A 23,155-nucleotide genomic window follows, 5' to 3' on the forward strand; every position below is an offset into this window, starting at 1 on the left:
ACACTCTTGCGCCGATGGACGCGTTCGTCTCACAGTTGCCGGCGCTGCTCGGCGTCGTCGTCGGTGCCCTCGGTACGGGTCTGGTGACCTTCCTGTCCACCAGAAGTCAGTGGAAGCGCGGTCAGTCCGTACGGTGGGACGAACGACGACTGGAGGCGTACGGCGAGTTCGCACAGGTGCTCAAGGAGATCCAGGCGATCTCGCTGCGGGTCCTGTCCGCGGCGGACGGCGACAAGTACCGCTCAGGGTTTGACAAAGCCGCGGCGCTGCCCCGGCTCGCCGACGCCGACATCAGGCACACCCTCGCGTGGGAACGCCTGTTGCTGCTCGGGGACGCCGCCACAGTCGCCGCCGCGCAGGACTGGCGCGAGGCGGTCTGGCGACTGGAGCACCGAGCCCGCGAGGTCGGGGAGACCACCGAGCCGCTGAGCGGCCTCTATCAGCAGGCCAACGCGAGCCGTGACCGCTTCTATGATGCGGCTCGACGCGGCCTGGGCGTGAGCGGCGGATCAGTCGCCCAGTCCGACCGCCTGCAGCAACGCCTCGCATCCCCCGAGGACCACCAGCCCGAGGCCCCCCGCAGCTGATTCTGGACTTCGTCCCGCTCCGGGTGCGATGAGTTCGCCCGCCCTGGCCGGTCTGAACTGTGTATCCGATCGGATACGGAGAACCGGCAGACCGCCAGGAGGGACGAGAACCATGACCGTTGCCGACACCACTCCCCAGCCCGTCGCCCGCGGATTGCACCGGACGCTGTGGGTGCTCCAGGGCTTCCTCGGCGTCTTCTTCATCGTCGCCTCGGCCGGCCCCAAGCTGTTCGGCGAGACGAACGCGGTCCAGACCTTCGAGGACATGGGCGCCGCGCCCTGGTTCCGGTATTTCGTCGGCCTGCTGGAACTGGCCGGCGGCATCGGGCTGCTCGTGCCGAGGCTGGCCGGCCTGGCCGCTGTCGGGCTCGCGCTGCTCATGATCGGCGCCGCCGTCACCCAGGCGTTCATCCTGGACGGCGGCGCGCTGGTCCTCACACCGGTGGTGCTGTTCTTCCTGTTCGTGTTCATCGCCTGGGGCCGACGCGACTCGATAGGCCGGCTCTTCAGGCGATGAGCGGGCGGTCCACCAGGGGGTGCGTCCGGCGGCCGGTCAGGGCGTCCAGCGCACCCCCGGGTTCACCCGCCCGGACCAGTCGAAGAGGGCCATGTTGTCCCACCCGTTCCCGGTTCCGTTGATGTTCGCCGGGTCCCAGCCGTTGCCGGGGACGGCGTACCAGGTGGGTTCCCAGTAGAAGACCCCGAGCGCGCCGGCGTTGCGCGCGGTGTTCTGGACCCAGTCGAACTGCTGGGCCTGCCCGGCCCACGTCGTGCTGATGCCGTCGCAGGTGGCGTCGCCGATCACGTTCGGCTGGCCGTCCGCGTCGTCCCGGGTGAAGGGGTACGCGGTCTCCACGATCACCACCGGCTTCCCGTAGCGGTTCCGCAGGTCGACGATGTTGTTGTAGAGGTTCGCCAGGCTGCCGTGCCACATGCAGTAGTACGACAGGGCCGTCATGTCCCACTGCACGCCCTGGGCGCGGATGCCGTCGTAGAACCAGCGGGCGTTGGCGTTGCTGTCGGCGTTCGCGGTGTGGATCATGACGGGGATGCCGCCGCCGCACGTCTTCACCGCGTTGTAGCCCTGCTTGAGCAGCCCGGCCAGCGGGGCGAAGTCGTTGTTCACGACCTTGCCCTCGTTCCACAGCATCCCGACGTTGATCTCGTTGCCGATCTGCACGCTGTCCGGCAGGGTGCCCTGCCCGCGCAGGGCGGCGCAGACGTCGTAGGTGAAGGCGTACACGTCGTTGCGCAGCTGACCGAGGCTGTGCCCGGCCCAGGCGGCCGGCTTGTACTGCTTACCGGGGTCGGCCCAGGTGTCGGAGTAGTGGAAGTCGATCAGCACCTTGAGGCCTTTGGCCTTCGCGACGCGTGCCTGGGCCAGCACCTTGGTCTTGTTGTTGTAGCCACTGGCCGGGTTGTTCCAGACGCGCAGCCGGACGTAGTTGAGACCGACGGACCGCAGGATGTCCAGCGGGTCACGGGCCACCCCGCCCGCGTCGTAGTACTTCGCGCCCAGGTCCAGGCTGCGCTGCAACGAGGAGACGTCGGCACCGCGCATGCTGAGCGTGTTCGCGGCGGCGACCGGCGTGGGCGTACCCCCGAACGTGGTGGTGACGGCGAGGACGACGGCCGTGACGGCCCCGACCAGGGCGCGGCGGCGGTGGCGTGTGGTCACGAGACTCCCTCTCAGCCGACGGTGCACGGGGCGCCGTTGAGCGAGAACGCGGTCGGCGGCGCGTCGCTGGCGCCCCACCGGCCCTGGAAGCCGAAGGTCGCGGATCCGTTCGACGCGATGACCCGGTTCCAGTCGACGTTGCGGGCGGTCACTGTGGCGCCGGTCTGCCCGACTGTGGCGTTCCAGGCGTTGGTGACCTGCTGGTCGCCGGGGAATCCGAACGTGACGATCCAGCCGTCGACTGGCGCCGTCCCGGTGTTCTGCACCGTCACCGTGGCCACGAAGCCACCGGCCCACTCGGACTGGTTCCGGTAGGTCACCCGGCAGGTCGAGGGCGGCGGTGGCGGTGGAGTGGACGTCGTGGGCACGGTGACCGTGTTGGAGGCGATCGACACGTTGCCGGCGGCGTCCCGGGCCCGCACGTAGTACAGGGTGCGCAGCGGCGTCGACGGGGGCAACGGCCCGGTGTACGTGGTCCCCGGCACGGTGGCGACGAGCGTCGAGGTGAACCAGCCGTCGAACCGGTAGACGTTGTACCCGAGCACGCCGACGTCGTCCGTCGACGGCGCCCAGGACAGCGTGGCGGCGGAGCCGGTGACCTCGCCGACTGTGAGGTTCTGCGGGGCGCTCGGCGGGGTGGTGTCCGGGCCGGTGTCAGTCACCGGGGTGACCACCGTCAGCGTGTCGGTGGCGGCCGAGCGGCGGCCGTCGCCGTCGCGGGCCGACACCCGGAACGAGTACTGCCGGCCCGGCTGGATGTAGTTGGTGATCGTGGCGGTGGTGACGTCGCCGAGGCCGAGGCTGTAGATCACGTCGTCGAACGCCTGGTAGTAGGTGATGTCGTACCCGACGACGGGGCAGCAGCCGCGCGTGGCGGCCGTCCAGGTGAGGGTGACCGAGGTGGTCCGCACCTGCGTGGCGGTCAGGTTCGTGGGCGGGCTCGGCGGGAACGGCGTGGTGCTGGGCGGTTCGGGCGTGCTGGGCGTCGACGTGGGCGGCGAGACGGTCCCGGTCGGGTCCGCGGCGGGCACTGCCGCGCCGCCGGGCGCCGGCGCGGCAGCGGGGTACGCGGTGCCGGCGCCGGCCGACGGCACGGCGATCAGTGCGGTGCCGAGCACGGCGGCGGACAGCACGACGGCGGCCGGCAGACCCGGCCGCAGGCGGCGGAACAGCGAGGACGACGAGACGGCAGCCATACGTCGACGATGCCGCCAATACATCGATGATCGCCAACGTATCCCACGCCTCGGTCGGCGCGGCAGCCCGTCGCGGGGCGCAACCTCTGCCTGATTCATCGTTTTGCGCCGCTTATGTCAGCAATCAGCCACAATCGGGACGACAGGGTGAGCCGCTGCGGAACGGCCACCGCACGCACGAGCGGCTGGACGGGAAGCGGCGATGGCCACCTTCGAGTACCGCTGCCCGCAGGACGGCAGCTTCGACGTCGTGATGCCGGTCGGCACCGCGGGGCCGTCGACGAGCTGCCCCCGATGCGGGTCTCCGGCGACGCGGGTGTTCTCCGCACCGCGGCTCGCCCGCATGCCGGCGGCGCTGCGCGAGGCCGTGGACCGGACCGAGCGCAGCGCGGAACAGCCGGAGGTGGTCGGGCGGGTGCCCGGCCGTCGCCCGGCGCGCCGCTCGACGAACCCGGCCCACGCCCGCCTGCCCCGATGGTGACCACGAGAAGGGCTCAACGCCGTGCCTGAACTGCTGTTCTCTCTCGACTCCACGAAGAGGTTCACCGACCAGGAGAAGGTCGGGCACAACCGCTGGCATCCCGACGTCCCGCCCGTGGCGACGGTACGGCCCGGACAGTCGTTCCGTGTCCACTGCCGCGAGTGGTTCGACGGCGCGATCCACAACGACGACTCCGCCGAGGACATCCGGGACGCCCCGCTGACCCGGGTGCACGCTCTCAGCGGCCCGTTCGCCGTGGAGGGCGCCGAGCCGGGCGACCTGCTCATGGTCGACATCCTCGACATGGGCCCGATCCCCCAGGAGTCCGGTCCGCTGGCCGGCCAGGGCTGGGGTTACACGGGCATCTTCCCCACCGGCAACGGCGGCGGCTTCCTGACCGAGCAGTTCCCCGACGCCTACAAGGCGGTCTGGGACTTCACCGGCCGCAAGGCCACCTCCCGGCACATCCCCGGCGTCTCGTTCACCGGGATATCCCACCCGGGACTGATGGGCACCGCCCCGTCCGCGTCGCTGCTCGCGACCTGGAACCAGCGGGAGGGGGCATTGATCGCCACCGCGCCCGACCGGGTGCCGCCGCTGGCCCTGCCTCCCGAGCCGCAGGACGCGATCCTCGGCAGCCTCACCGGCGCCGACTTCGACCGGGTGGCCGCGGAGGCGGCGCGAACCGCTCCGCCCCGGGAGAACGGCGGGAACCAGGACATCAAGAACTTCACCGTCGGCAGCCGGGTCTTCTACCCGGTGTTCGTACCGGGGGCCAACCTGTCCCTCGGCGACCTGCACTTCTCCCAGGGCGACGGAGAGATCACCTTCTGCGGCGCCATCGAGATGGGCGGCTTCGTCGACCTGCACGTCGACGTGATCAAGAACGGCATGCAGACGTACGGCGTCGCCGAGAACACGATCTTCATCCCGGGCGACACCCCGCCGCAGTTCAGCCAGTGGCTGGCCTTCTCCGGGCTCTCGGTCACCCTCGACGGCGAACAGCGGTACCTCGACTCGCAACTCGCCTACCAGCGCGCCTGCCTGCACGCCATCGACTACCTGACCCGCTTCGGCTACCAGCCGGAACAGGCGTACCTGCTGCTCGGTGCCGCACCGATCGAGGGCCGGCTCTCCGGCGTGGTGGACATCCCCAACTCCTGCGCGACCGTCTACCTGCCCACCGAGATCTTCGACTTCGACATCCGCCCCTCGGCCGCCGGTCCGACCCGGATCGACCCGGGCAAGGGCGCCCCGAAGGCCACCATGAGCTGAGCAGGTGACCACGCCACCGTTCCGGCAGGACAGGGCTGCTCAGGGGGCGGGCGGGCGCCGGAAGCTCCCCGCCGCGCGGGGCGCGGGGATGTCGGCGGTGCGCCGCATCGCTGCGGCGCGACCCGGCGTGTAGCCGTACTCCCGGGCGAAGGCGGAGATGAACGCGGAGGGGCTGGCGTACCCGATGCGGCGGGCGACCTCGCCGACCGGCCGGGTCTCCAGCAGCGCCAGCGACGCGCGCAGGCGCAGCTTCGTGCGCCACTGCGAGTACGACATGCCAAACTCGCGGTCGAAGTCGCGTTGCAGCGTCTTGACGCTGACGTGCAGGCGGTCGGCCCACTCGGCGAGCCCTGTCGTGTCACCCGGGTCGCGGGCCAGGGCCGTGGCGACCGCCAGCGCGACGCCCGTACCGCCGGGCTGCCGGTCGTCGGGGTCGGAGCGGAGGGCGAGCCCGGCCATGATGCGGCTGCGGGCGGCGGGGGCGTCGCGTTCGTCGTAGCCGGCGGTGGTGAGCGCGAGGACGAGCCGAGCGGCCTCGGCGTCGACGGTGGCGACGCCGGCCCCCAGCCCGTCGAGGGCACCGGGCACCTCGCGCAGGCAGATCCGGTAGACCGTCTGCCGGTCCGCCGCGTGCACCTCGTGGGTCACGGCCCGGTGCACCCAGAAGACCTCGTCCGGCCCGAGGAAGGTGGTGTGCCGACCCTGGCGGGCGGAGAGCAGACCGTCCGGTGACCAGTAAAACTGGTGCAGGAAGTCCTCCCGGTTCTCGGCGAACGCCAGCCGGGTCACCGACCGGTAGCGCAGGAGCAGGATGCCGTCGGGGCGGCCGAGGCCATAGCCGAATTCCTCGCAGCTGACCGGATCCGCCGTGATCGGGCCGGTGACCATCACGCTCTGACCTCTCCCCGACATCGGTTGACCTCTCGGCGACATTCCGCCCCCGGAAGTAAGGCTAGCCTAAGCTCTGCAGCCCAGCGGGGCTGCACCTCTGTGTTGAGACCCGAAGGAACTGGCAGATGTCCGTACGACAGCACTGGCGTGTGATCGCCGCCGCCGCGGTGACGCTCGCCGTGGTCACCGGTTGCGGATCCGACGGCGGCGACTCCGCCGCGAAGTCCGGCGACGCCGCGACCCGCGTCTTCGCCGCCGACAACGGTGACATCACGATCCCGGTCGCCCCCCAGCGGGTCGTCGCCACCGGCTACGCGGTGCCGGTCCTGATCGAGGCGGACGCCGCACTGGTGGGGATCTCGAGCTGGAAGCGCGGCCTGGCGCTGATGACCGAGCAGGACCGGGCCACCTACGAACGGCTGCCGAAGGTCGCCGGCGAGGCGGCCGCCGAGACCAACTACGAGGCCGTCGCCGCCGCCAAGCCGGACCTCATCGTGATCGGGGTGCCGAAGCCGGCTCTCGGCAGCATCGACATGAAGCGGCTGGAGAGCATCGCGCCGGTCGTCGCGATCGGCCCCACCACGCCCGCCGCCTGGCGCGAGCTGTCCCGCCGGCAGTCCGACGCCGCCGGTCGCGGCACGAACTTCCAGGCGGCCAAGGAGGCGTACGAGAAGAGGGCCGCGGAGCTGAAGGACAAGTACGGCGCCGCCCTCACGGGCCTGAAGTTCGGGCACGTGGGCAGCTACGGAGAGATCGCCAAGGGCACCTTCCACCGCGAGTTCGCAGGCTCGTGGGGCACGAACATCGCGCAGGACGCGGGCGTGACCTACTACGGCGAGGTCAAGGAGAAGGGCGGCGGCGGGCTCGACGTCACCGAGTACCCGGCGATCGAGGAGCTGCCGACGAGCCTCGGCGAGGCCGACGCCATCACGTACACCGTGCAGCCCGACGGCACCCCCGCCGAGGCGGTGAAGCAGGTGCTCGACTCCGCGCTGTGGAAGAACCTGCCCGCGGTCAAGGCCGGCCGGGTGTTCGGGTTGCAGTACACGGAGGCGGCGACGTACGAGTCGGCCCTCCGGACGCTCGACTCCGTCGACAAGGCATTCGCGCCGCTGCTGGCCCGATGACTGTCGACCGTCACGACCCGGCGGGCCGGGTCGCCGCCCACCACCGCGCGGGCACCGGCACGGTCCGGATCGGCTACCCGATCGGCGTACGCGAGGTCCGGGTCGTCGCCCGGCGGCGGCTTACCCCGCGCATGGTGCGGCTGACGCTCGGCGGCCCGGCCCTCGCCGGCTTCCACACCTACCAGGCGGACGACCACGTCAAGCTCGTCTTCCCGGATCCGGACGGCACCCGGCGCGATCCCGTCCCCGACGGGCGGGGCATGCTCGACTGGCCCCGCCCGCTGCCGACCACCCGCAAGTACACGGTGCGCCGCTACGACCCCGCCGCCTGCGAGATCGACCTGGACTTCGTGTTGCACGACGGCGGCGTCGCGTCGGCGTGGGCGGACGCGGCGGCGGTGGGCGACGGGGTGACGATCGCTGGCCCACCCGGCGCGAAGGCGTTCCCGCACAGCTACGACCACTACGTCTTCGCCGTCGACGCCACCGCCCTGCCGGCCGTCGCCAGGTGGCTGGAGGAGTCCCCGGCCGACGTGTCGGCGCACGTGGTCGCCGAGGTCGACGACCCGGCCGAACGGGACTACCCGCTGGCCGCGCGCGACGGGGTGGCGGTGACGTGGCTGGTGCGTACGGCCACCGGGTCCACGCTCGCTCAGCAGGTGGGTTCGCTGCGCCTGCCGACCGGCCGGGCGTTCCTCTTCGCGGCCGGCGAGGCGAACGACATCAGGCCGCTGCGCGCCTGGAGCGCCGGCCGCCTCGACTCGCTGATCACCGGGTACTGGAAGCGCGGAGTAGCCGGGCTTGAAGACTGACCTGTCCCGCCGGGCGGCGTTCCTGCTCGTGTCCGCCGCGCTGCTCGTCGTCGCGGCGGGCGCGAGCATGGCGGTGGGCGCGCGGCCGGTCGCGCCGGTCGAGGTGTGGCGCGCGCTCACCGACTTCGCGGCCACGACGGACCATCTCGTCGTACGCGACATCCGGCTGCCCCGCACGATCCTCGGCGTCTGCGTGGGCGCCGCACTCGGCGCGGCCGGGGTGCTGATCCAGACGCTCACCCGCAACCCGCTGGCCGAGCCCGGCATCCTCGGCGTGACAGCCGGGGCCGGCTTCGCCATCAACCTGGGCGTGCTGGCGGGCGTCGCCGGGTCGCAGGCCGGGCAGCTCGTGCTCGCGGTGGCCGGCTCGGCGCTCGCCGCCGTCGCCGTCTACGCCGTCGGGCGGGCCTCACCGCTGCGGCTGGTCCTCGCCGGAGTCGCGCTGAGCTGGGTGCTGATGGGTGTCTCGCTCGGGCTGCGGCTGGGCTTCCCCGACGTCTTCGACAGGTACCGGTTCTGGTCGGTCGGGGCACTGGCCGGCGCCGAGCAGACGCCGCTGGTGCTGCCGGTGCTGGTGACAGTGGCCGCCCTGGCCGCCGCGATGGTCGCGACCCGGCCGCTGAACGCGCTCGCCCTCGGCGAGGACGTCGCCCACTCGCTCGGCGCCCACGTGACCCGGACCCGGGTCACCGTCCTGGTGCTCGTCACGCTGCTCACCGGCGTCGCCACCGCGGTCGCCGGCCCGATCGCGTTCGTCGGGCTGATGGTTCCGCACCTGGCGCGGCGGCTGGCCGTCGACTCCATCCCGTGGATCATGGCGTACTCGATGCTGCTCGGGCCGATCCTGCTGCTCGTCGCGGACGTCGGCTCGCGGGTCCTGCTGCCCACTGGCGAGGTCCCGGTGTCGATCGTCACCGCGTTCCTGGGCGCTCCGGTGCTGATCTGGGCGGTCCGCCGCTACGGGGCGGCGGCGCTGTGAGCACCGTGAGGCTGCGGGCGGGACGGCTCGCGATCGAGGTCGAACGGCGCTCGGCCGTCGCCTCGGCCGGGCTCGTCACGACCGCGGTGGTCCTCGCGCTGCTGACCCTGAGCCACGGGCCGGAGTGGGCGACACCGGCCGAGGTCTTCGACGCCCTGTTCCGGGGCGGCGACGCGGCCTTCGTGATCCGGGAGTGGCGGCTCCCCCGGGTGGCCGCGGCGCTGGTCTTCGGCGCCGCACTGGGCCTGGCCGGAGCGGTCTTCCAGAACCTGACCCGCAACGCGCTGGGCAGCCCCGACGTGATCGGTCTCGACGCGGGCGCGTACACCGGCGCGCTTGCCGCGATCACCGTGCTGAACGGCACCGCCGGGCAGCTCGCCGCCGGGTCGGTGGCGGGCGGGCTGCTCGCCGCCGCGCTCATCTACCTGCTGTCGCTGGACTCCGGGCTCAGCGGCGTCCGGCTGGTCGTCATCGGCATCGCGGTCAACGCGATGCTGACCGCGCTCAACTCCTGGATCGTGCTGCGGGCCGAGATCGACGTGGCGCTCGCCGCGACCGGCTGGAACGCCGGCTCGCTCAACGGCGTCGACTGGGCCGAGGTGCGGCTCCCGTTCGCCGTCATCGGCCTGTTCGTCCTGCTGCTCGTCGTGATCTCGCACGCCATGCACCAGGCGGCGCTGGGCGACGAGATCGCGCGCACCACAGGCGTACGCCTGGGCCGGCTCCGCCTGCTGCTGGTCCTGGCCGGTGTGGGCTGCACCGCGACAGTGACAGCGGTGGCCGGGCCGGTCGTGTTCATCGCGCTCGCGGCGCCCCAGATCGGCCGGCGGCTCGCGCGGGCCGCGGGCGTACCCCTGGTGCCGGCGGCGCTGACCGGCGCGGTGCTGCTGCTCGCCGCGGACCTCGTCGCGCAACTGCTGCTCGCGCCGGTCGCGTTGCCGGTCGGCGTGGTCACCACGGCGATCGGCGGCTGCTATCTCATCTGGCTGCTCGGCATGGAGGTGAAACGACGGTGACCAGCCGTCTGACCGCGGAAGACGTCACGCTCGGCTACGGCGAGCGGGTGGTGTCGACGCGGGTGAGCCTGGCCGTGCCGGACGGTGCGTTCACGGCGATCGTCGGCCCCAACGCCTGCGGGAAGTCGACGCTGCTGAAGGCATTCGTCCGGCTGCTCACACCAGCGTCGGGCGCGGTACGCCTCGACGGCCGGGACGTCGCCGAGCACCGGCCGAAGCCGTTCGCCCGCCAGGTCGGCTTCCTGCCCCAGGGCCTCGTCGCGCCGGAGAACATCATTGTGCGGCGGCTCGTCGCCCGGGGCCGCTACCCGCACCAGTCCCTGCTCGGCGCCGGCTCAGCCGCCGACGAGGAGGCCGTCCGGTCGGCCATGGCGGTGGCCGGCGTCACCGACCTGGCCGAGCGGCCCGTGGAGGAACTCTCCGGTGGGCAGCGGCAACGGGTCTGGATCGCCATGGTGCTGGCCCAGGAGACGCCGTACCTGCTGCTCGACGAGCCCACCACCTTCCTCGACATCACGCACCAGTACGAGCTGCTGGCGCTCTTCGCCAAGCTGCGCGACGAGGGGCGCACCGTCGTCGCGGTGCTGCACGACATCAACCAGGCGTGCCGGTTCGCCGACCACATCGTGGCGATGAAGGCCGGCCGCGTCGTCGCGCAGGGCCCGCCGGCCGACGTGGTGGACGCCGACCTCATGCGGGAGGTCTTCGGCCTGCCCAGCGTGGTGATGCCGAACCCGGTCACCGGCACCCCGATGGTGGTGCCGACCGTGTAGCAGGATCCCCGCGTCGGTATGCCAGAGTCGACCTGAGCCGGTCGATCGGCTCGGAAGAACCGGTACGACGAGAGGACGGACACCCTGATGCAGAAGTCATCCCTGACCGCGCTGGCCCGCGAGCAGCTGGAGCGCGCGCACACCTCCTCCAGCGGCCGCAGCAGCTCCACCGTCTACGGCGGTCACGAGCACAAGCTCCGCCAGACGGTGATCGCGCTGACCGCCGGCCAGATGCTCAGCGAGCACGAGAACCCCGGCGAGGCCACCGTCCACGTTCTGCGCGGCCGGGTCCGGCTCGGCGCCGGCGAGACGTCCTGGGACGGCGCACCCGGCGATCTGCTGATCGTGCCGGACCGCCGGCACACGTTGGAGGCGCTCGAAGACTCCGCGGTGCTGCTCACCGTCGCCAAGCGCTGACGGCCGCAAGCCGTTCCGTCGAGACTTGCCGACGGTCCGGCCGTAACCGGACCGCCCGCCCGCCGTCAGGCGCGGGTGCGCTGCCGCTGCCGCGTCGACACGATCGCGACGACAGCCATGAGGACCGCGACGACCAGGGACGGCAGGGCGTCCGGCCGGCGCAGCAGTTCTCCTGTCAACCCGGCGTTGTCCAGCTGGTGCAGCGTGCCCAGCAGCAGGGTGGGGACGACGGCGATCAGCAGCCGCTGGTCGGCCGTCGCCACCCACAGGAAGGCGCCCACCCCGGCGATCACCATGCCGGCGGCGACGATCCGCGGACCCGCGTCGACCATGCGGAGGCCGCCCGCCGGGATCAGGTGCAGGACGAGGATGCCGGCGGTGACCAGGACGGCGTTGGCCCGGGGTGCCGGCGGCACGTCCGCCGGGCGCCGCAGGCCCAGCACGATCAGCGGCGCGGCGACGACCGGCGCCCACCACTGCGGCAGGCCGTTGAGGAACAGGTACGGCGAGATCAGGCTCGGCACCACCGCCGCGGTCACCGCCAGGACGGCGGCGGTGCGGGTACGGCCCGCGACGAGCGCCACCAGCGCGGCGGTCAGCACGACCTCGTGGACGCCCTGGTTGCGCAGGACGGTCAGCGGGTCCGTGAGCCCGCCGTACTGGAACGCCTCGACGAGGTCGTCCAGGCCGATGAGGACTCCAAGCGCCAGCACCGCCAGGGCGCCGAGGTGGAGGCCCTGCCAGAACAACACGGCGGTGGGACGGGCGGCGGTGCTGCCGCCGTACACCCGCAGGCCGCCCCGGACGAGCGAGGCCGCCTCCCGGGCGCTGGGCCAGCGACGGGTGGTGGGTTCGTCACCGATCAACGTGTCGAGCAGTTCGTCGGCACGGTCGCGGCGGTAGCCGGCCGGGTAGGCCCGCAGCAGCATGCGGTAACGCTTCTCCAGGACATCGGAAGTCATGCGGGTCTGATCCTCACGGTGGAAGGGTGACGGGCACTTGCCTGCGATGCGACCCGGCCTGGCAGGCGGTCCATGACCACCCGGGCGGCCTGGGCGAGCCGGTCGGCCTCTTCGGTGAGTACGCGACAGCCCTCGTCGGTGAGCCGGTAGTAGCGACGGGCACGCCCGTTGACGATCTCCTCACCGTCGGCGGTGACGAGGCCCTCGCCGAGCAGCCGGTCGATCACCGAGTACAGCGATCCGGCGGCGAGGGTCACCCGCCCGTCGGACAGCTCGGCCACCCGCTTGATCACGGCGTAACCGTGGAGCGGCCCGCCGAGCAGGGCCGCGAGGACGAAGTACGACGGTTCCCGTAGCGCGGGACGCGATGCCGATCCCATGAACCGAATATACATCCTACTTGAGTATCCGTCCAAGGTGACTGTTCACAGTGACCCTTGCCCAAATCACCTTAATGATTAAGGTAATTGGATGAGCACATCGACTGACTCCTCGGTGGCGATTTCCGGAGCCGGCCTCTCCGGCCTCTGTCTCGCCCAGTACCTGACGCGCGCCGGCATCGACGTACACGTCTACGAGCGGGACCCGGGCCCCTTCGTCCGGCGGCAGGGATACCGGATCATCCTCGACCGGTACGGGCTGGCGGCGCTGCGTGAGAGCCTGCCCCGGCCCCTGTACCGGCTGGCGCTGGCCACCGGTGACGAGCCCGGCGGGCACCTGCGCTTCACCGACAGGCGGCTGCGGGACGCCTTCACGATCACCTTCAAGGACGACCCGCACGAGACCCGTCAGGTGGACCGGCTGACGCTGCGGTCGATCCTGCAGTCCGGGCTGGACGGACGCATCCACTACGGCAAGGACGCCGTCGCGGTGGACAGCGGCGGCCCGGCCGGGCTGCGGTTGCGGTTCTCCGACGGCGGAGCCGCCGCGGCAACAGTCGTGGTGGGCGCGGACGGCGTCGGCTCGGCGCTGCGCGCGCAGCTCATGCCGGACGCCGACCCGGCGGACACCCCGATGGTCGGCATCTACGGCCGGTCGCCGCTACGGCGTGACGGCGCGAGCGTCATCCCGGACGCGCTGCGTACCAGCGGGGTCCTCGCCATCGCCGACCGGCCGGGCAGCGCCTTCTTCTTCACCTCGATGCGGTTCGGCGAGAGCCCGCGGGAGGCGTTCACGCGCCTGGCTCCGGGCAGCTACGCCCCCACCGGCGACGACTACGTCATGTGGGCACTGCTGCTCCGGCGGGACGAGTTGCCCACCGGCGTCCGCGGGGACCTGCGGGCGCTGCGGCACGTGGCCGCCCGGAAGAGCATCGACTTCCATCCGCTCGTCCGGCGGCTGGTCGACACGGCCGAACTGGACGCCACGGTGCTCAACCTGTTCGCCACCGGCCGGCGCCCGCACCGGTGGACGGTGCCCCGGGCGACGATGATGGGCGACGCCGTACACGTCATGCCGCCGTTCGGCGCTCACGGCGGCAACACCGCGCTGCGCGACGCCGCCCTGCTCGGCCACAAGCTGGTCGAGGCCCGGCGGAACGGCACACCGGTGGAGGAGGCGATCGCGCGATACCAGAACGAGATGGTGCCGTACGCCTTCCACGCCGTCGACAACGCCGCGAGGCTGATGCACCGCCTCACCGGCGGCGCCGCCGCACCGCACTGGGTGCTCACCCGCGTGCTACCTCGGCTGCACCGGGTCACCGTGCCGGAGGCATGATTGCCCGCATGTCCCACGATTCGGCCCGCGCTTCCGCGATCGCCGACCTCATGCGCGCCGGGCGGGAGACGTCGCGACTGTCCATGGTGTTCCGGTACGCCATCGCGGAGCGGCTGGGCCTCGCCGTGAGCGACCTGGAGTGCCTCGACTACCTGGCGGACATCGGCTCCGCTACTGCGGGGCAGATCGCCGAGCGGACCAACCTCACCACCGGTGCGGTCACCAGCATGCTCCGCCGGCTCCAGCAGGCCGGCTACGTGACGACCGAACGCGACCCGGCAGACCGGCGGCGGGTCGTCGTCACCATACGGCCGGAGCGGATCGCCGACCTGGAGCGGCCGTACGAACGTTTCGCCGAGCGGGCGGGACGGCTCGTCGAGGGCTACAGCGCCGAGGAGGTCCGGCTGCTGGTCCGGCACCACGACCGCCTGCAGGCGATGTACCTCGCCGAGTTGGATCACCTCCGCGACGGCGACACCGCGCAACGGTCCGTCTGAGCCGGCGTCTCCCGCCGCTCCACCGCTATCCCACGGTCGCCAGGAAGTCCGAGTAGAACAGGCCCAGGCCGGCCGCGACGCAGACACCGGCCACGATCCAGAACCGGACCACGATGGTGGACTCGCTCCATCCGGCCAGTTCGAAGTGGTGGTGCAACGGCACCATCCGAAAGACGCGCCTGCCGGTGGTCCGGTACGAGACGATCTGGATCACCCAGGTCGTGGTGATGATGACGAACAACCCGGCGATCAGGATCGAGAGCAGCGTCGTACGGGTCACCACCGCGAGCCCGCCGATCAGGCCGCCCAGCCCGAGCGCCCCCACGTCACCCATGAAGATCCGCGCCGGGGAGGTGTTCCACCACAGGAAGCCCACGCAGGCACCGGCCGCGGCGGCCGCGATCATCGCGATCTCCAGCGGGTCGCGGACCTGGTAGCAGTACTCGTTCACGCGGGCGTACCCGTCGTCGGCGCACCAGTGCCGGTACTGCCAGAAGCCGATCAGCGAGTACGCGCCGAGCACCAGGATCGACGCGCCGGTGGCGAGGCCGTCGAGGCCGTCGGTGAGGTTCACGCCGTTGGACATCGCCGTGATCACGAAGATGAAGACCATCACCGCGCCGACCTTGCCGACGTCCAGCCAGCTGATGTCGCGGATGAGCGAGATGTGCTCGCTGGCCACGGTCTGGCCGTTGGTGCTGGGCACGTACAGCGCGGCCACGCCGAACCCGCCGCCGACGAGCGCCTGGCCGAGCAGCTTGCCCTTGGCGGACAGCCCGTCGGAGTTGCGCCGGCGCACCTTGAGGATGTCGTCGAAGAAGCCGACCGCGCCGCAGAAGACGAACAGCCCGAGCAGCACCAGGGCCGTCATGGTCGGCCCCTCCTGCGCGATCTGCCGTTCGGGCAGCGTGGTCAGGGCGAGGTGCCCGGCGACGTACGCGAGGACCGTCGCCACGATGAAGACGACGCCGCCCATCGTGGGCGTGCCCACCTTGTGCTCGTTGCTGGCGAGCCCGATGGACCGGATCGGCTGACCGGCCTTCAGCGCGGTGAAGACGCGAACCGCCACCGGCGTGCCGAACAGGGAGATGACGAACGCGACAGCGGCCGCGACGATGACGGCCCTCACCGGCGTACCTCCACGAGGTCCGGATCTCGTACCGCGTTCCCACCGCTCTTCGCGAAGTCGTCGACCACGACACGTGAGCTTGCCATCCGGCGGCGGACGGAGCAGCCCCCCGACCGTCACCACGCCGAGGCTGGCGCGTACGCCGTAGCGTCGACGGCATGAGAACGATGGTGGTGTCGCTCGCGATGATGCTGGTGCTGGTGCTCGCGCTCGTCGTCTTCGTCGCCCGGCGCGACCGGACGAGGCGCCCGTCGGACGAGGATTCGGCTGCGGTCCGCCAGGCGGGCGCCGACCGGCACCGGCACGACGCGCAGCGGCAGGTCGCGTCGGGCCTCGCCGAGCGGCACCGCAACCCGCCGAGCACATAGTCGCGACCCGGCGGTGTGGGCCGGTCTTATCGGTGGCCCCGCGGCGACCCATCGCGCAGGATCACCTGGTGGTCCCACCCGACACGGTTCTCTCCGACCTCCGCGAGGCGTGGCGCCGCACGTTGGCGGACAGCCTTCTCGGCCTGTACCTGCACGGCTCGATCGTGACCGGCGACTTCGACGTGAACCGCAGCGACCTCGACCTGCTCGCGGTGCTCGCGAGTGACCCGGACGAGGAGCTCCTCGACGTCCTCGCCGACCTGCACGCGGACCTCGACCGGCGGCACCCGCTGTGGGCCGGCCGGATCGAGGTGGAATACGTGTCGCTGGACGCGGTGCACGCCGGGCCCGGCCGGAACCACATGATCGCCCGGATCAGTCCCGGGGAGTCGTTGCATCTGCTGCCCGCCACCACCCACCGCGTCGTGACCTGGGCCGCCGTGCACGACTACGGCCGTACGCTGCTGGGACCGCCGGCAGACGAGCTGCTGCCCGCCGCCGACCCCGGCCTGGTCCGCGCGGCCCTGCTGGACCACGTCCGCGACTGGCCGGCCTGGGTCCTCGAGATGACCCCACCCGGAGCCCAGTCGTACGCGGTGCTCACGCTCTGCCGGGCCTTCCAACGGCTGCGCAACGGCCGGCAACTGTCCAAGCGGCAGGCCGCCGAGCAGACCGCCGCCGCTCTCCCGCGATGGGCGGACCTGATCTTCTGGGCACGCGACTGGTGGTACGACTCCGGCCAGGACAGCGATCCCGGCCGGTTCGACGAGGTCAAGGCGTTCGTGCACGAGGTCAGCGCCGCCATCCTGGCCGAGGAACCCGACACGGCGGTCGAGACGGTGAGCTCGGCGATGGCCGCTCTGCTGCAGGGCATGACCGAGGCGTCCTGGGCCGTCGAACGGGCCTTCACCGAGATCCGCTTGAACTACGACCTCTTCGTACCGGACGCCGACGGCGGGCGCTGCCGGTTCGACGGCACCGACGACGAGGTGCTGGTCTGGGGCAGCCGGCTGCTGTTCGACCCGTACGACGGGGTGGGCGAGCCCTCGCTCGGCGGACACCTGCAGTTCGACGCCCTGACGATCAGGCTGCCGCACGTGCCGGTGGAGGTCACGGACGACCCGTCTGAGATCCGCCTCTACCTGCGGCTGACGCTTCGCGAAGACGGCCTCACGCTGACCGCCGGCATCGACGTCGACCTCCTCCAGCCGGTGTTCCACTATCCGGCAGGCGAGCACACCGTCATGCGGATCACCGAGGAACTCAGCACTGTGGACGAGACTGTGACCGCCGCCCACCGGGCCGTGGACGCCTTCGCCGGTCATCACTCGCTGTTCGACGACATCGGCTTTCCCCGCCGGCCGTGGGCGTCCTCAGTGACTGCAGGGTAAAGACGTAGCTGACCGACCGTGTAGTGCCTCCCCAGCCCTCCGACTGAATTCGCGTCGGGTCGGTCAGCCGGCGGATGCGTCGGATCCTGTTCGCCCCTCGTAGCGGTCGAGCAGGATCGGCACGCCCGTATGCACCCACCACGGCGCGTGAACGGCACCGGCTGACATACCGTGGCCCGGATCGAACTCGGGGACGTACACGATGGCCCTGGAGTCGTGCCACGATTCTGATTCGCAGTTGTCGAAGCGCTCGCCGATCACCTGCGCGATGGCATCCGTGATGAGCGTCCTCAACTCGAACCAGTTACTCGGCAGCGGGGTGTCGGCGAACCGCGCGCGAAGCCCCCGCCACAGGTAGGCATCACCGGGCAGAGAGTATTGAGTCGGCTCGCGCTCGAGCAACGCGCCGACGAGTGGTGGACATCGAAGCAGGAGCGACGCTCGGATCTGCCGGTACAAGGCATCGTCCGATGCGACGAGCCGCACCTCGGCGACGCGAGTCCGAGCAGTAGCGATGGTCTCGATCGCCACGACAACGGCATCGGCGCGAGGCCAGCCATGCCTACCCGCGCCGAGCAACGGAAACGCCACGCTGCGTGCATCGACCTCATCGGCGACCTCCAACGCTCGCCGGTAGCACGCCGCCAACACGGATGGGTCGCGTCGGCCCGCGCTGTAATTCGGGCCGACCGTGTGGATGACCGCTCGGGCGGGGAGATCCCCGGCTGTCGTTCAGCCGGCCTCGCCTAGGGCGAGGCCGTTCGGGAACCGCAGGACGTATTCGCGCAGGATCGTCGGCCCTCCGCGACGATGGATGGCACCGTTCATGCCGCCACCCACGCGCATGGCACTGTTCGCCGAGCTGACGACGGCGTCCACCGCCTGCGTCGTGATGTCTCCGAGGACCGCGGTGATGGCCGGCACCGCGCCATTCTGTCAGAGCGACCGCGGCGCCGTGCGCTCGCGCAGTCGGGCGAACCCGTCGAAGCCTCGATCCGCGCGTTCCGATCGCGGCGCCCCGCACGGTGATGTCTCCTCGATCGAGGTGGAGGGTCAGGACTTCCGCCACATCTGTTCGAAGTCGGTGAAGGCGAGCTGTTGTTGATGGTTGACCACGTTGTCTCTCACGTTGAGGATCAGGCACCGCTCAGTGCCGTTGTTGCGCGGCCCACGCAGGCCGCGGCCGATCATCTGCTGGTACACGTTCGGACTGTAAGTCGGCCTGGCCACGACGACGACGCGGGTCGCCGGCGCATCGAACCCTTGGTGCAGTACGCCGTAATTGGTGAGGACTCTGATCCTGCCCCTGCCGAACTGTTCGATGACCTGTTGACGACGCTTCGTCGGTGTCTCGGAGTCCACGGACGCGGAGCGCACGCCCTTGTCGTTGAGGACAGCGGCCAGGAACCGTGCGTGGTTGACGGAGGTGGCGAAGACGAGCACCGGCCATTCCCGGTCGAGATCGAGCAGAGCGTTGATCAGGGTCCGGTTACGCGAGTGGTCTTCGGCGAGACGCCGTTCGGCGTCGGGTGGGAGGGTGCCTCTGCCCATGGACATCATGCCGAGTTCCTGCGACGTGAGTTCGAGCTCGCCACCTTCGAGGACATCGTGGTCCGTGCGGGCGAGGATACCCATGTCCTGCAGCCGGCCGTAGGGGTTCTCGCCCAGCGCTCCTTCGTCGAGACGGTTGCTGCCGTAGCGAGTGATCAATCGTTTCGTCTCGTCGGTGCTCTTGCCGCGGAACGGGGTGGCGGTCAGCCCGATCAGCGGTCGTGTCAGACGGTGGTGGGTGATGCCCATCCGTTCGAGCAGCGTGGTGTAGCCCTTGGTTGTCGATCCGTGGGCCTCGTCGACGATCACCAGCAAGGGCTCGCGCAACCACTGGTACGCAGGCTGGTGCAGCCGGGCGGTCAGCTGGTCGTCAGTGGCCACGACCAGGTGCGGGTTACCGGTGATCTGGGTCGCGTCACGACTGTTCCAGAAACGGCTGATGCTGAGACGGGTGCCGCCGAGACCGCTCTTCTCCCAGACGTACTTCCAGCTCTGGACGGCCTGCTCGCACAGCTCGTTCGACTGGGCGATCCACAGGATGGGCCGGCCCGGGCCGTCGGCGCCGAACGTCTTGAGGTAGCGGATGACCGCCTCGGCGGCAACGCGCGTCTTGCCCGCACCGGTGGGGAGGCTGAGCATGCCGCGCATCGGCTGCTTCTGCATCAGCAGTTGCAGCATTCGGGAGGCGAGTACCTCCTGGTAGTCGTGCAGCGGGTAGTACGGAGTGGGCCCCTCGGCGGTCTCCAGCGGCGGCCGGGTCTCCTCCTTCGTACCCGCGTACCGTTCGTCGAACCCGAGATCGGCGACCTTCTGTCGGGACTTGGTGTCCCCGGTGAATGGCAGCTTCAGACTCTCGTCGATCAGTTTCAGGTCGCCCCGGTGGTGGCGCAGAATGGCGTCTCCGTGGGCGTGCAACGCGAGTTCGGCGATACGAAGATCCTCGATCACTCCGCCCCTCTGCGCCTTCTCCCAGGCTAGCAGGCCCTCGGGGAGCCCTCGCCGCAGCCGTTCGGCGCCGACGAGCAGAAGAATCTTCTCGATGTCGTCGTCCGTGGCGCGGACCCGCTTGAGAGTGTCCTGGTTCTTGGCCTCCTCTCGCATGTCGAGGATCGTCTGCACCTCGGCGGGCGACAGTCGCAGGTCGAGCTCCTTCGAGACCGCCTGCAGGATCTTCCGGTCGTCGGCGGGGTGGCGCACGTAAACCACCCTGTCCCGGCTCGCCGACTCGAGTGAGGTCGTCCGCATGCCGGCGGGAGTGCGCTTCACCTCGTCGAGTTCGCCGCACACCACATAGGACCATCCGTTGGCGAGCCTGCTCCGCAGAACGGTGAGGTGCGGGAACTCTGTTACGACGGGGACCGGTTCGGTCTCCTCGGCGGTACGGATCTCCATGCTGACGGCGTCGGCATATCTCAGCATCCCCCACGTCTCGACCATGTTCTCCACGTCGGCGACAGTGGGTGCCAGCAGCGCGGGAACCCTCTCCATGACGAGGGTGTCGTACTCGACGCGGTCTGCGGTGACGCAGATATGGTCGTCCGGTCGTGTACCCCAGGTGTCGCCGATGCGGCACCGCGTCTCGCCTCCGGGCCAGTCGACGCCCGAGCGCAGGACGAGCGCGTAAGCCTTGCCGGGGACCGCGTCCTCCTGTGAGCTCTCAACCGTCTGCACCACGTAGCGCCACAACGGGCCCGGGATCCGATCGACCGTGGACGGCAGCCCGAGCACGTCGGCGACGTCGCTGTCGACGCTAGCCACAGGCAACACGTCGGCGTACTCCTGCATGCCCGGGTTGACCGTCATGGGTACGGGCAGCAAGCCCTGACTGCTGTCGATCCTGCCGTGCCGGCGGACCATCCACACCAGCGGAGACGGGATGTGAAGCGTGCTGCTGTGGGCCCGAGCGGTCCAGTCGCGCACCAGTCGCCCGCCGGGCAGGTGTGTGACGAACAGTGCCTTGCCCTCGTCGCTGAGTTCGGTGAGAACGCCGAGCGGACCGGGCGGGGTGGTGCCGTCGACCTCGAGCGCCGACATCTTCCGCAGCCGGACGTGCTTGTCCAGGCTGTCGTTCAGACGCTTCAGCGCGAACTCGCGGTACTCCCCGAACCAGTCGTCCTCGCGAGGATCCACGCTCATGTCGGGCACGTCGGACATCCCGAGTGCCGTCAAAGTCGGCCGGTCGAGGCCGTGGACGCGCAGGTCGACGGCCAGATCCTGGTCACGGCTGCCGTCAGCGGGAACCACCCGCCCGGGCAGCAGACACTGCGCCAAAGGCCGGAACCGTCCCGCGACGGTGCACACCCGAAACGTGCGCAGGGGGTCAGGGAGGGCCTTGCGGACCGCGTCGGCCGCATCCTCGGGTGCCACCCGGCGCACGAGGGCCCACAACGCCTGCCAGTCCTTCTCGCCGTATCCGTCGACGCCGCGGTCCAGAACCGCCCTGAGCTTGCCCAACGGCGTCGCCTCTCGGACCCCCAATTCGTTGAGGTCGCTGCGCAGACCGATCTCGTCGGTGACGACCGCGTCGACATAGACCAGGTCGTCGGCGAGTTCGTCGAGGCCACTGCGCTGATACAGGCCGGGGTGGTCGACGGAGACCATGCCGTGGGACTCGGTCAGCACGATCCGGGCCGCGCGGGCGGTCGCGGCGTGCTCGGAGTTCTCACGGTGCAGGCCGGCGAGGATGCGGATCGCGCAGACGGACGCCTCAGCGGTGCCGTCGTGTACCAACGACTGCAGCCACCGCACGACCGACGCCTCACTCAGGTCGGCGTTGTCGAAGATCAGGCGCGCTCGGGCGCGGCGCTCGCGCTGCTCGATCGACGGGTGGGTCCAGTCCAGCGGGCGCCCGGTGTACCCGACCCACAGCTGCATCAGGGCAGCGGGGATGTTCTCCGGAGGCATGGAGAGCTCGTTGGGCCTGCGCAGCACGCCGAGCTGGTCGGGCAGCGACGGACGCACCGCGGTCGTCTTCCAGACCTGCCTGGTCAGCCGATCGTCGGCCCACTGCGGCGCCTCCCTGCCCCGTCCGGGCAGCAGAGTCAGGTAGGAACCAGGATCGGCGGAGTCGACCAGCTCCGGCAAGGATTCGACGATGAGGAGCGCCGCCTGCACGATCAGTTCCTCGTTGAACGGGTTGTTGTCGTACAGGTTCTGCCGGTCCTCGCTGGTCTTCCACGGTGCGTTGAGCAGGCCGCGCAGTGTCGTGGCGTAGTTGGTGGGGAAGAACGCCCAGAAAGTGCCCCGCTCACCGCGACCCTTGTCCTCCGGCACCGCCCACGACACGTCGATCTGCGGACGGTCGTGCAGTTCACCGGCGCCCTGCTGAGCGGTCGCAGAGGGATGGAACGTGCGGGTGAACACCCTCCAGCGAGTGGTCTCGTCCTTTCCCGTGGTGGCACTGCTCTGGAGGGTGAAGCTGCTGCCGTCGCTGCGCACGAACAGTTCCCGGACCATCGGCAGGCGGTTGCCGGAGCGGTCCTCGAGGATCAAAGACCGGACGTGCGGTGAGAACAGTTGGAACTCGGCGGGAAAGCCACGCAGGTCGCGGCTGAGCCGGGCGGCCTTGCCGGGTAGCAGCGGCAGCCGCACGACGGTGGCGGCCCACTCGAGCAGCTCGGCGAGGATCGGATCGGACGCGGCCTCCAGAGCAGTGTCCAGGACTCTGCCCATTCGCAGGATGGGGATGTCGACGGCGCCGGGGACGACGGCCCGGATGGTCTGTTCGGCCCAAGCCCGGTCGAAGCCGAAGGATCCGGTGGTACTGAAAAACTGAGGTGTGTCGCTGACGCTGAGCACGGACTTGACACCCACACCGAAGCGGCCGATCTGCCCACCCCGTTTGCGGGACACGCCCATACGCAGGATCGTGTCCGCCCCCGCGGGGGTCATCGGGTTACCGGCGTTGGCGCAGTAGAGGTAGTAGTCGGTGAGGATCACCCGGATCTCACCGTCCGGCAGGCCTCGCATCTCGTCGGCACCGTTCTGGACGAGCTCGTAGACCTGGCGGTCACCGTATCCGCCCTGGGTGATGCGCCGCTCGCCGTTGGCGTGCTCCTGAACCATCCCGGCGTCGATCTCGTAGTGCCGGAGCGCGACGGCGGTGAGCGCTTCGACGGCCTCGCGGACGGACGCGTATGGCGATGGGGTGGAAGAGCTCATCAGATCCCGCCTCGAGCCGAACAGAGCGAAGATGCCGAGCACGGCACGGCAGCGGACGCCAGACTCGCCTGCGGACTGCGATCCTGGAAGCTTCGCAGCTCGAAGGCCCCCGCTTCGACCGAACACTCGCGCTCAAACGCCCGCT

Annotated in this window: 22 protein-coding genes and 1 pseudogene; 14 read left to right on the forward strand and 9 right to left on the reverse strand. The window is 70.6% G+C overall.

The genetic code is table 11. The features are described 5' to 3' along the window. The first annotated feature begins 14 nt into the window (after nucleotides 1-14). Together SM452_RS11240 and SM452_RS11245 are read left to right on the forward strand one after the other, a co-directional pair. A complete protein-coding gene (locus SM452_RS11240) occupies nucleotides 15-587 on the forward strand; it encodes a hypothetical protein (protein ID WP_262012090.1) in 573 nt (190 codons plus the stop codon). Nucleotides 588-699: 112 nt separating this feature from the next. Further along, the gene (locus tag SM452_RS11245) at nucleotides 700-1,104 is read left to right on the forward strand and encodes a DoxX family protein (RefSeq protein WP_355512058.1); all 405 of its coding nucleotides are present in this window, start codon (nucleotides 700-702) and stop codon (nucleotides 1,102-1,104) included. A gap of 36 nt (nucleotides 1,105-1,140) precedes the next feature. Here the strand turns inward: SM452_RS11245 and SM452_RS11250 are convergent, their stop codons facing one another. Continuing rightward, complete coding sequence (locus SM452_RS11250; protein WP_463839858.1) at nucleotides 1,141-2,265, reverse strand: glycoside hydrolase family 53 protein; 1,125 nt, start codon at nucleotides 2,263-2,265, stop codon at nucleotides 1,141-1,143. An 11-nt stretch (nucleotides 2,266-2,276) separates the two neighbouring features. After that, on the reverse strand, nucleotides 2,277-3,461 hold the full coding sequence (locus SM452_RS11255) for a cellulose binding domain-containing protein (protein ID WP_463839859.1): 1,185 nt from the start codon (nucleotides 3,459-3,461) through the stop codon (nucleotides 2,277-2,279). Nucleotides 3,462-3,663: 202 nt separating this feature from the next. Here SM452_RS11255 and SM452_RS11260 point away from each other — a divergent pair, with 202 nt between their 5' ends. Then, the gene (locus tag SM452_RS11260) at nucleotides 3,664-3,942 is read left to right on the forward strand and encodes an FmdB family zinc ribbon protein (protein WP_402812482.1); all 279 of its coding nucleotides are present in this window, start codon (nucleotides 3,664-3,666) and stop codon (nucleotides 3,940-3,942) included. 21 nt (nucleotides 3,943-3,963) lie between these two features. After that, nucleotides 3,964-5,217 (forward strand): formamidase, encoded by a 1,254-nt coding sequence (gene fmdA / locus SM452_RS11265; RefSeq protein ID WP_463839860.1) that lies wholly within the window; start codon nucleotides 3,964-3,966, stop codon nucleotides 5,215-5,217. A 39-nt stretch (nucleotides 5,218-5,256) separates the two neighbouring features. Here fmdA and SM452_RS11270 read toward each other — a convergent pair whose 3' ends face one another. Next, a complete protein-coding gene (locus SM452_RS11270) occupies nucleotides 5,257-6,129 on the reverse strand; it encodes a helix-turn-helix domain-containing protein (protein WP_355512068.1) in 873 nt (290 codons plus the stop codon). Nucleotides 6,130-6,233: 104 nt separating this feature from the next. On the opposite strand from SM452_RS11270, the gene SM452_RS11275 reads away from it, so the two are divergent. From SM452_RS11275 to SM452_RS11300, 6 genes are all read left to right on the forward strand, one after another. Then, the gene (locus SM452_RS11275; protein ID WP_355512070.1) at nucleotides 6,234-7,235 is read left to right on the forward strand and encodes an ABC transporter substrate-binding protein; all 1,002 of its coding nucleotides are present in this window, start codon (nucleotides 6,234-6,236) and stop codon (nucleotides 7,233-7,235) included. Next, entirely contained in the window at nucleotides 7,232-8,047 is an 816-nt protein-coding gene (locus tag SM452_RS11280) for a siderophore-interacting protein (RefSeq protein ID WP_355512072.1), read from the forward strand. The genes SM452_RS11275 and SM452_RS11280 overlap by 4 nt, the downstream gene beginning before the upstream one ends. Further along, on the forward strand, nucleotides 8,037-9,026 hold the full coding sequence (locus SM452_RS11285; RefSeq protein WP_355512074.1) for a FecCD family ABC transporter permease: 990 nt from the start codon (nucleotides 8,037-8,039) through the stop codon (nucleotides 9,024-9,026). Before SM452_RS11280 ends, SM452_RS11285 begins: the two co-directional genes overlap by 11 nt. Continuing rightward, nucleotides 9,023-10,042, forward strand: a complete 1,020-nt coding sequence (locus SM452_RS11290) for a FecCD family ABC transporter permease (RefSeq protein WP_355512076.1) — start codon at nucleotides 9,023-9,025, stop codon at nucleotides 10,040-10,042. The genes SM452_RS11285 and SM452_RS11290 overlap by 4 nt, the downstream gene beginning before the upstream one ends. Further along, nucleotides 10,039-10,815, forward strand: coding sequence for an ABC transporter ATP-binding protein (locus tag SM452_RS11295; protein ID WP_463839861.1), 777 nt, complete (start codon nucleotides 10,039-10,041; stop codon nucleotides 10,813-10,815). The genes SM452_RS11290 and SM452_RS11295 overlap by 4 nt, the downstream gene beginning before the upstream one ends. A gap of 87 nt (nucleotides 10,816-10,902) precedes the next feature. Beyond that, nucleotides 10,903-11,232, forward strand: a complete 330-nt coding sequence (locus tag SM452_RS11300; RefSeq protein ID WP_116509229.1) for a cupin domain-containing protein — start codon at nucleotides 10,903-10,905, stop codon at nucleotides 11,230-11,232. Nucleotides 11,233-11,297: 65 nt separating this feature from the next. Here the strand turns inward: SM452_RS11300 and SM452_RS11305 are convergent, their stop codons facing one another. Further along, nucleotides 11,298-12,194: a hypothetical protein gene (locus tag SM452_RS11305; RefSeq protein WP_355512080.1), complete on the reverse strand. Its 897-nt coding sequence runs from the start codon at nucleotides 12,192-12,194 to the stop codon at nucleotides 11,298-11,300. Beyond that, a complete protein-coding gene (locus tag SM452_RS11310; RefSeq protein ID WP_366623794.1) occupies nucleotides 12,191-12,574 on the reverse strand; it encodes a PadR family transcriptional regulator in 384 nt (127 codons plus the stop codon). Before SM452_RS11310 ends, SM452_RS11305 begins: the two co-directional genes overlap by 4 nt. A 91-nt stretch (nucleotides 12,575-12,665) precedes the next feature. Here SM452_RS11310 and SM452_RS11315 point away from each other — a divergent pair, with 91 nt between their 5' ends. After that, nucleotides 12,666-13,913: an FAD-dependent oxidoreductase gene (locus SM452_RS11315; protein WP_463839862.1), complete on the forward strand. Its 1,248-nt coding sequence runs from the start codon at nucleotides 12,666-12,668 to the stop codon at nucleotides 13,911-13,913. An 8-nt stretch (nucleotides 13,914-13,921) separates the two neighbouring features. After that, the gene (locus tag SM452_RS11320; RefSeq protein ID WP_262012078.1) at nucleotides 13,922-14,410 is read left to right on the forward strand and encodes a MarR family transcriptional regulator; all 489 of its coding nucleotides are present in this window, start codon (nucleotides 13,922-13,924) and stop codon (nucleotides 14,408-14,410) included. A 25-nt stretch (nucleotides 14,411-14,435) separates the two neighbouring features. On the opposite strand, the gene mraY is transcribed toward SM452_RS11320, so the two are convergent. Then, nucleotides 14,436-15,539 (reverse strand): phospho-N-acetylmuramoyl-pentapeptide-transferase, encoded by a 1,104-nt coding sequence (mraY, locus tag SM452_RS11325; RefSeq protein WP_262012077.1) that lies wholly within the window; start codon nucleotides 15,537-15,539, stop codon nucleotides 14,436-14,438. 158 nt (nucleotides 15,540-15,697) lie between these two features. Between mraY and SM452_RS11330 the strand changes: the two genes are divergently transcribed. Continuing rightward, nucleotides 15,698-15,907, forward strand: a complete 210-nt coding sequence (locus SM452_RS11330; RefSeq protein WP_463839863.1) for a hypothetical protein — start codon at nucleotides 15,698-15,700, stop codon at nucleotides 15,905-15,907. A 68-nt stretch (nucleotides 15,908-15,975) separates the two neighbouring features. Continuing rightward, nucleotides 15,976-17,298 carry an aminoglycoside adenylyltransferase domain-containing protein gene (locus SM452_RS11335; RefSeq protein WP_463839864.1) on the forward strand — a complete coding sequence of 441 codons (1,323 nt, stop codon included), beginning with the start codon at nucleotides 15,976-15,978 and terminating at the stop codon, nucleotides 17,296-17,298. 63 nt (nucleotides 17,299-17,361) lie between these two features. On the opposite strand, the pseudogene SM452_RS11340 reads toward SM452_RS11335, so the two are convergent. The 3 genes and pseudogenes from SM452_RS11340 to SM452_RS11350 all read right to left on the reverse strand — a co-directional run. Beyond that, a pseudogene (locus SM452_RS11340) lies at nucleotides 17,362-18,018 on the reverse strand (macro domain-containing protein); the annotation flags it as partial. 12 nt (nucleotides 18,019-18,030) lie between these two features. After that, a complete protein-coding gene (locus SM452_RS11345) occupies nucleotides 18,031-18,222 on the reverse strand; it encodes a macro domain-containing protein (RefSeq protein WP_463839865.1) in 192 nt (63 codons plus the stop codon). Nucleotides 18,223-18,351: 129 nt separating this feature from the next. After that, nucleotides 18,352-23,052: a DEAD/DEAH box helicase gene (locus SM452_RS11350; RefSeq protein WP_463839866.1), complete on the reverse strand. Its 4,701-nt coding sequence runs from the start codon at nucleotides 23,050-23,052 to the stop codon at nucleotides 18,352-18,354. Nucleotides 23,053-23,155 lie beyond the last annotated feature (103 nt).

This window comes from Micromonospora sp. SYSU B005 (assembly GCF_055362685.1).

What these genes read in the sequence shown, in the direction of transcription:
- SM452_RS11240 (WP_262012090.1), top strand. Translation starts at nt 15, where the DNA reads ATGGACGCGTTCGTCTCACAGTTGCCGGCGCTGCTCGGCGTCGTCGTC.
- SM452_RS11245 (WP_355512058.1), top strand. Translation starts at nt 700, where the DNA reads ATGACCGTTGCCGACACCACTCCCCAGCCCGTCGCCCGCGGATTGCAC.
- SM452_RS11255 (WP_463839859.1), bottom strand. Translation starts at nt 3,461, where the DNA reads ATGGCTGCCGTCTCGTCGTCCTCGCTGTTCCGCCGCCTGCGGCCGGGT.
- SM452_RS11260 (WP_402812482.1), top strand. Translation starts at nt 3,664, where the DNA reads ATGGCCACCTTCGAGTACCGCTGCCCGCAGGACGGCAGCTTCGACGTC.
- SM452_RS11270 (WP_355512068.1), bottom strand. Translation starts at nt 6,129, where the DNA reads ATGTCGGGGAGAGGTCAGAGCGTGATGGTCACCGGCCCGATCACGGCG.
- SM452_RS11275 (WP_355512070.1), top strand. Translation starts at nt 6,234, where the DNA reads ATGTCCGTACGACAGCACTGGCGTGTGATCGCCGCCGCCGCGGTGACG.
- SM452_RS11280 (WP_355512072.1), top strand. Translation starts at nt 7,232, where the DNA reads ATGACTGTCGACCGTCACGACCCGGCGGGCCGGGTCGCCGCCCACCAC.
- SM452_RS11300 (WP_116509229.1), top strand. Translation starts at nt 10,903, where the DNA reads ATGCAGAAGTCATCCCTGACCGCGCTGGCCCGCGAGCAGCTGGAGCGC.
- SM452_RS11305 (WP_355512080.1), bottom strand. Translation starts at nt 12,194, where the DNA reads ATGACTTCCGATGTCCTGGAGAAGCGTTACCGCATGCTGCTGCGGGCC.
- SM452_RS11310 (WP_366623794.1), bottom strand. Translation starts at nt 12,574, where the DNA reads ATGGGATCGGCATCGCGTCCCGCGCTACGGGAACCGTCGTACTTCGTC.
- SM452_RS11315 (WP_463839862.1), top strand. Translation starts at nt 12,666, where the DNA reads ATGAGCACATCGACTGACTCCTCGGTGGCGATTTCCGGAGCCGGCCTC.
- SM452_RS11320 (WP_262012078.1), top strand. Translation starts at nt 13,922, where the DNA reads ATGTCCCACGATTCGGCCCGCGCTTCCGCGATCGCCGACCTCATGCGC.
- SM452_RS11330 (WP_463839863.1), top strand. Translation starts at nt 15,698, where the DNA reads ATGAGAACGATGGTGGTGTCGCTCGCGATGATGCTGGTGCTGGTGCTC.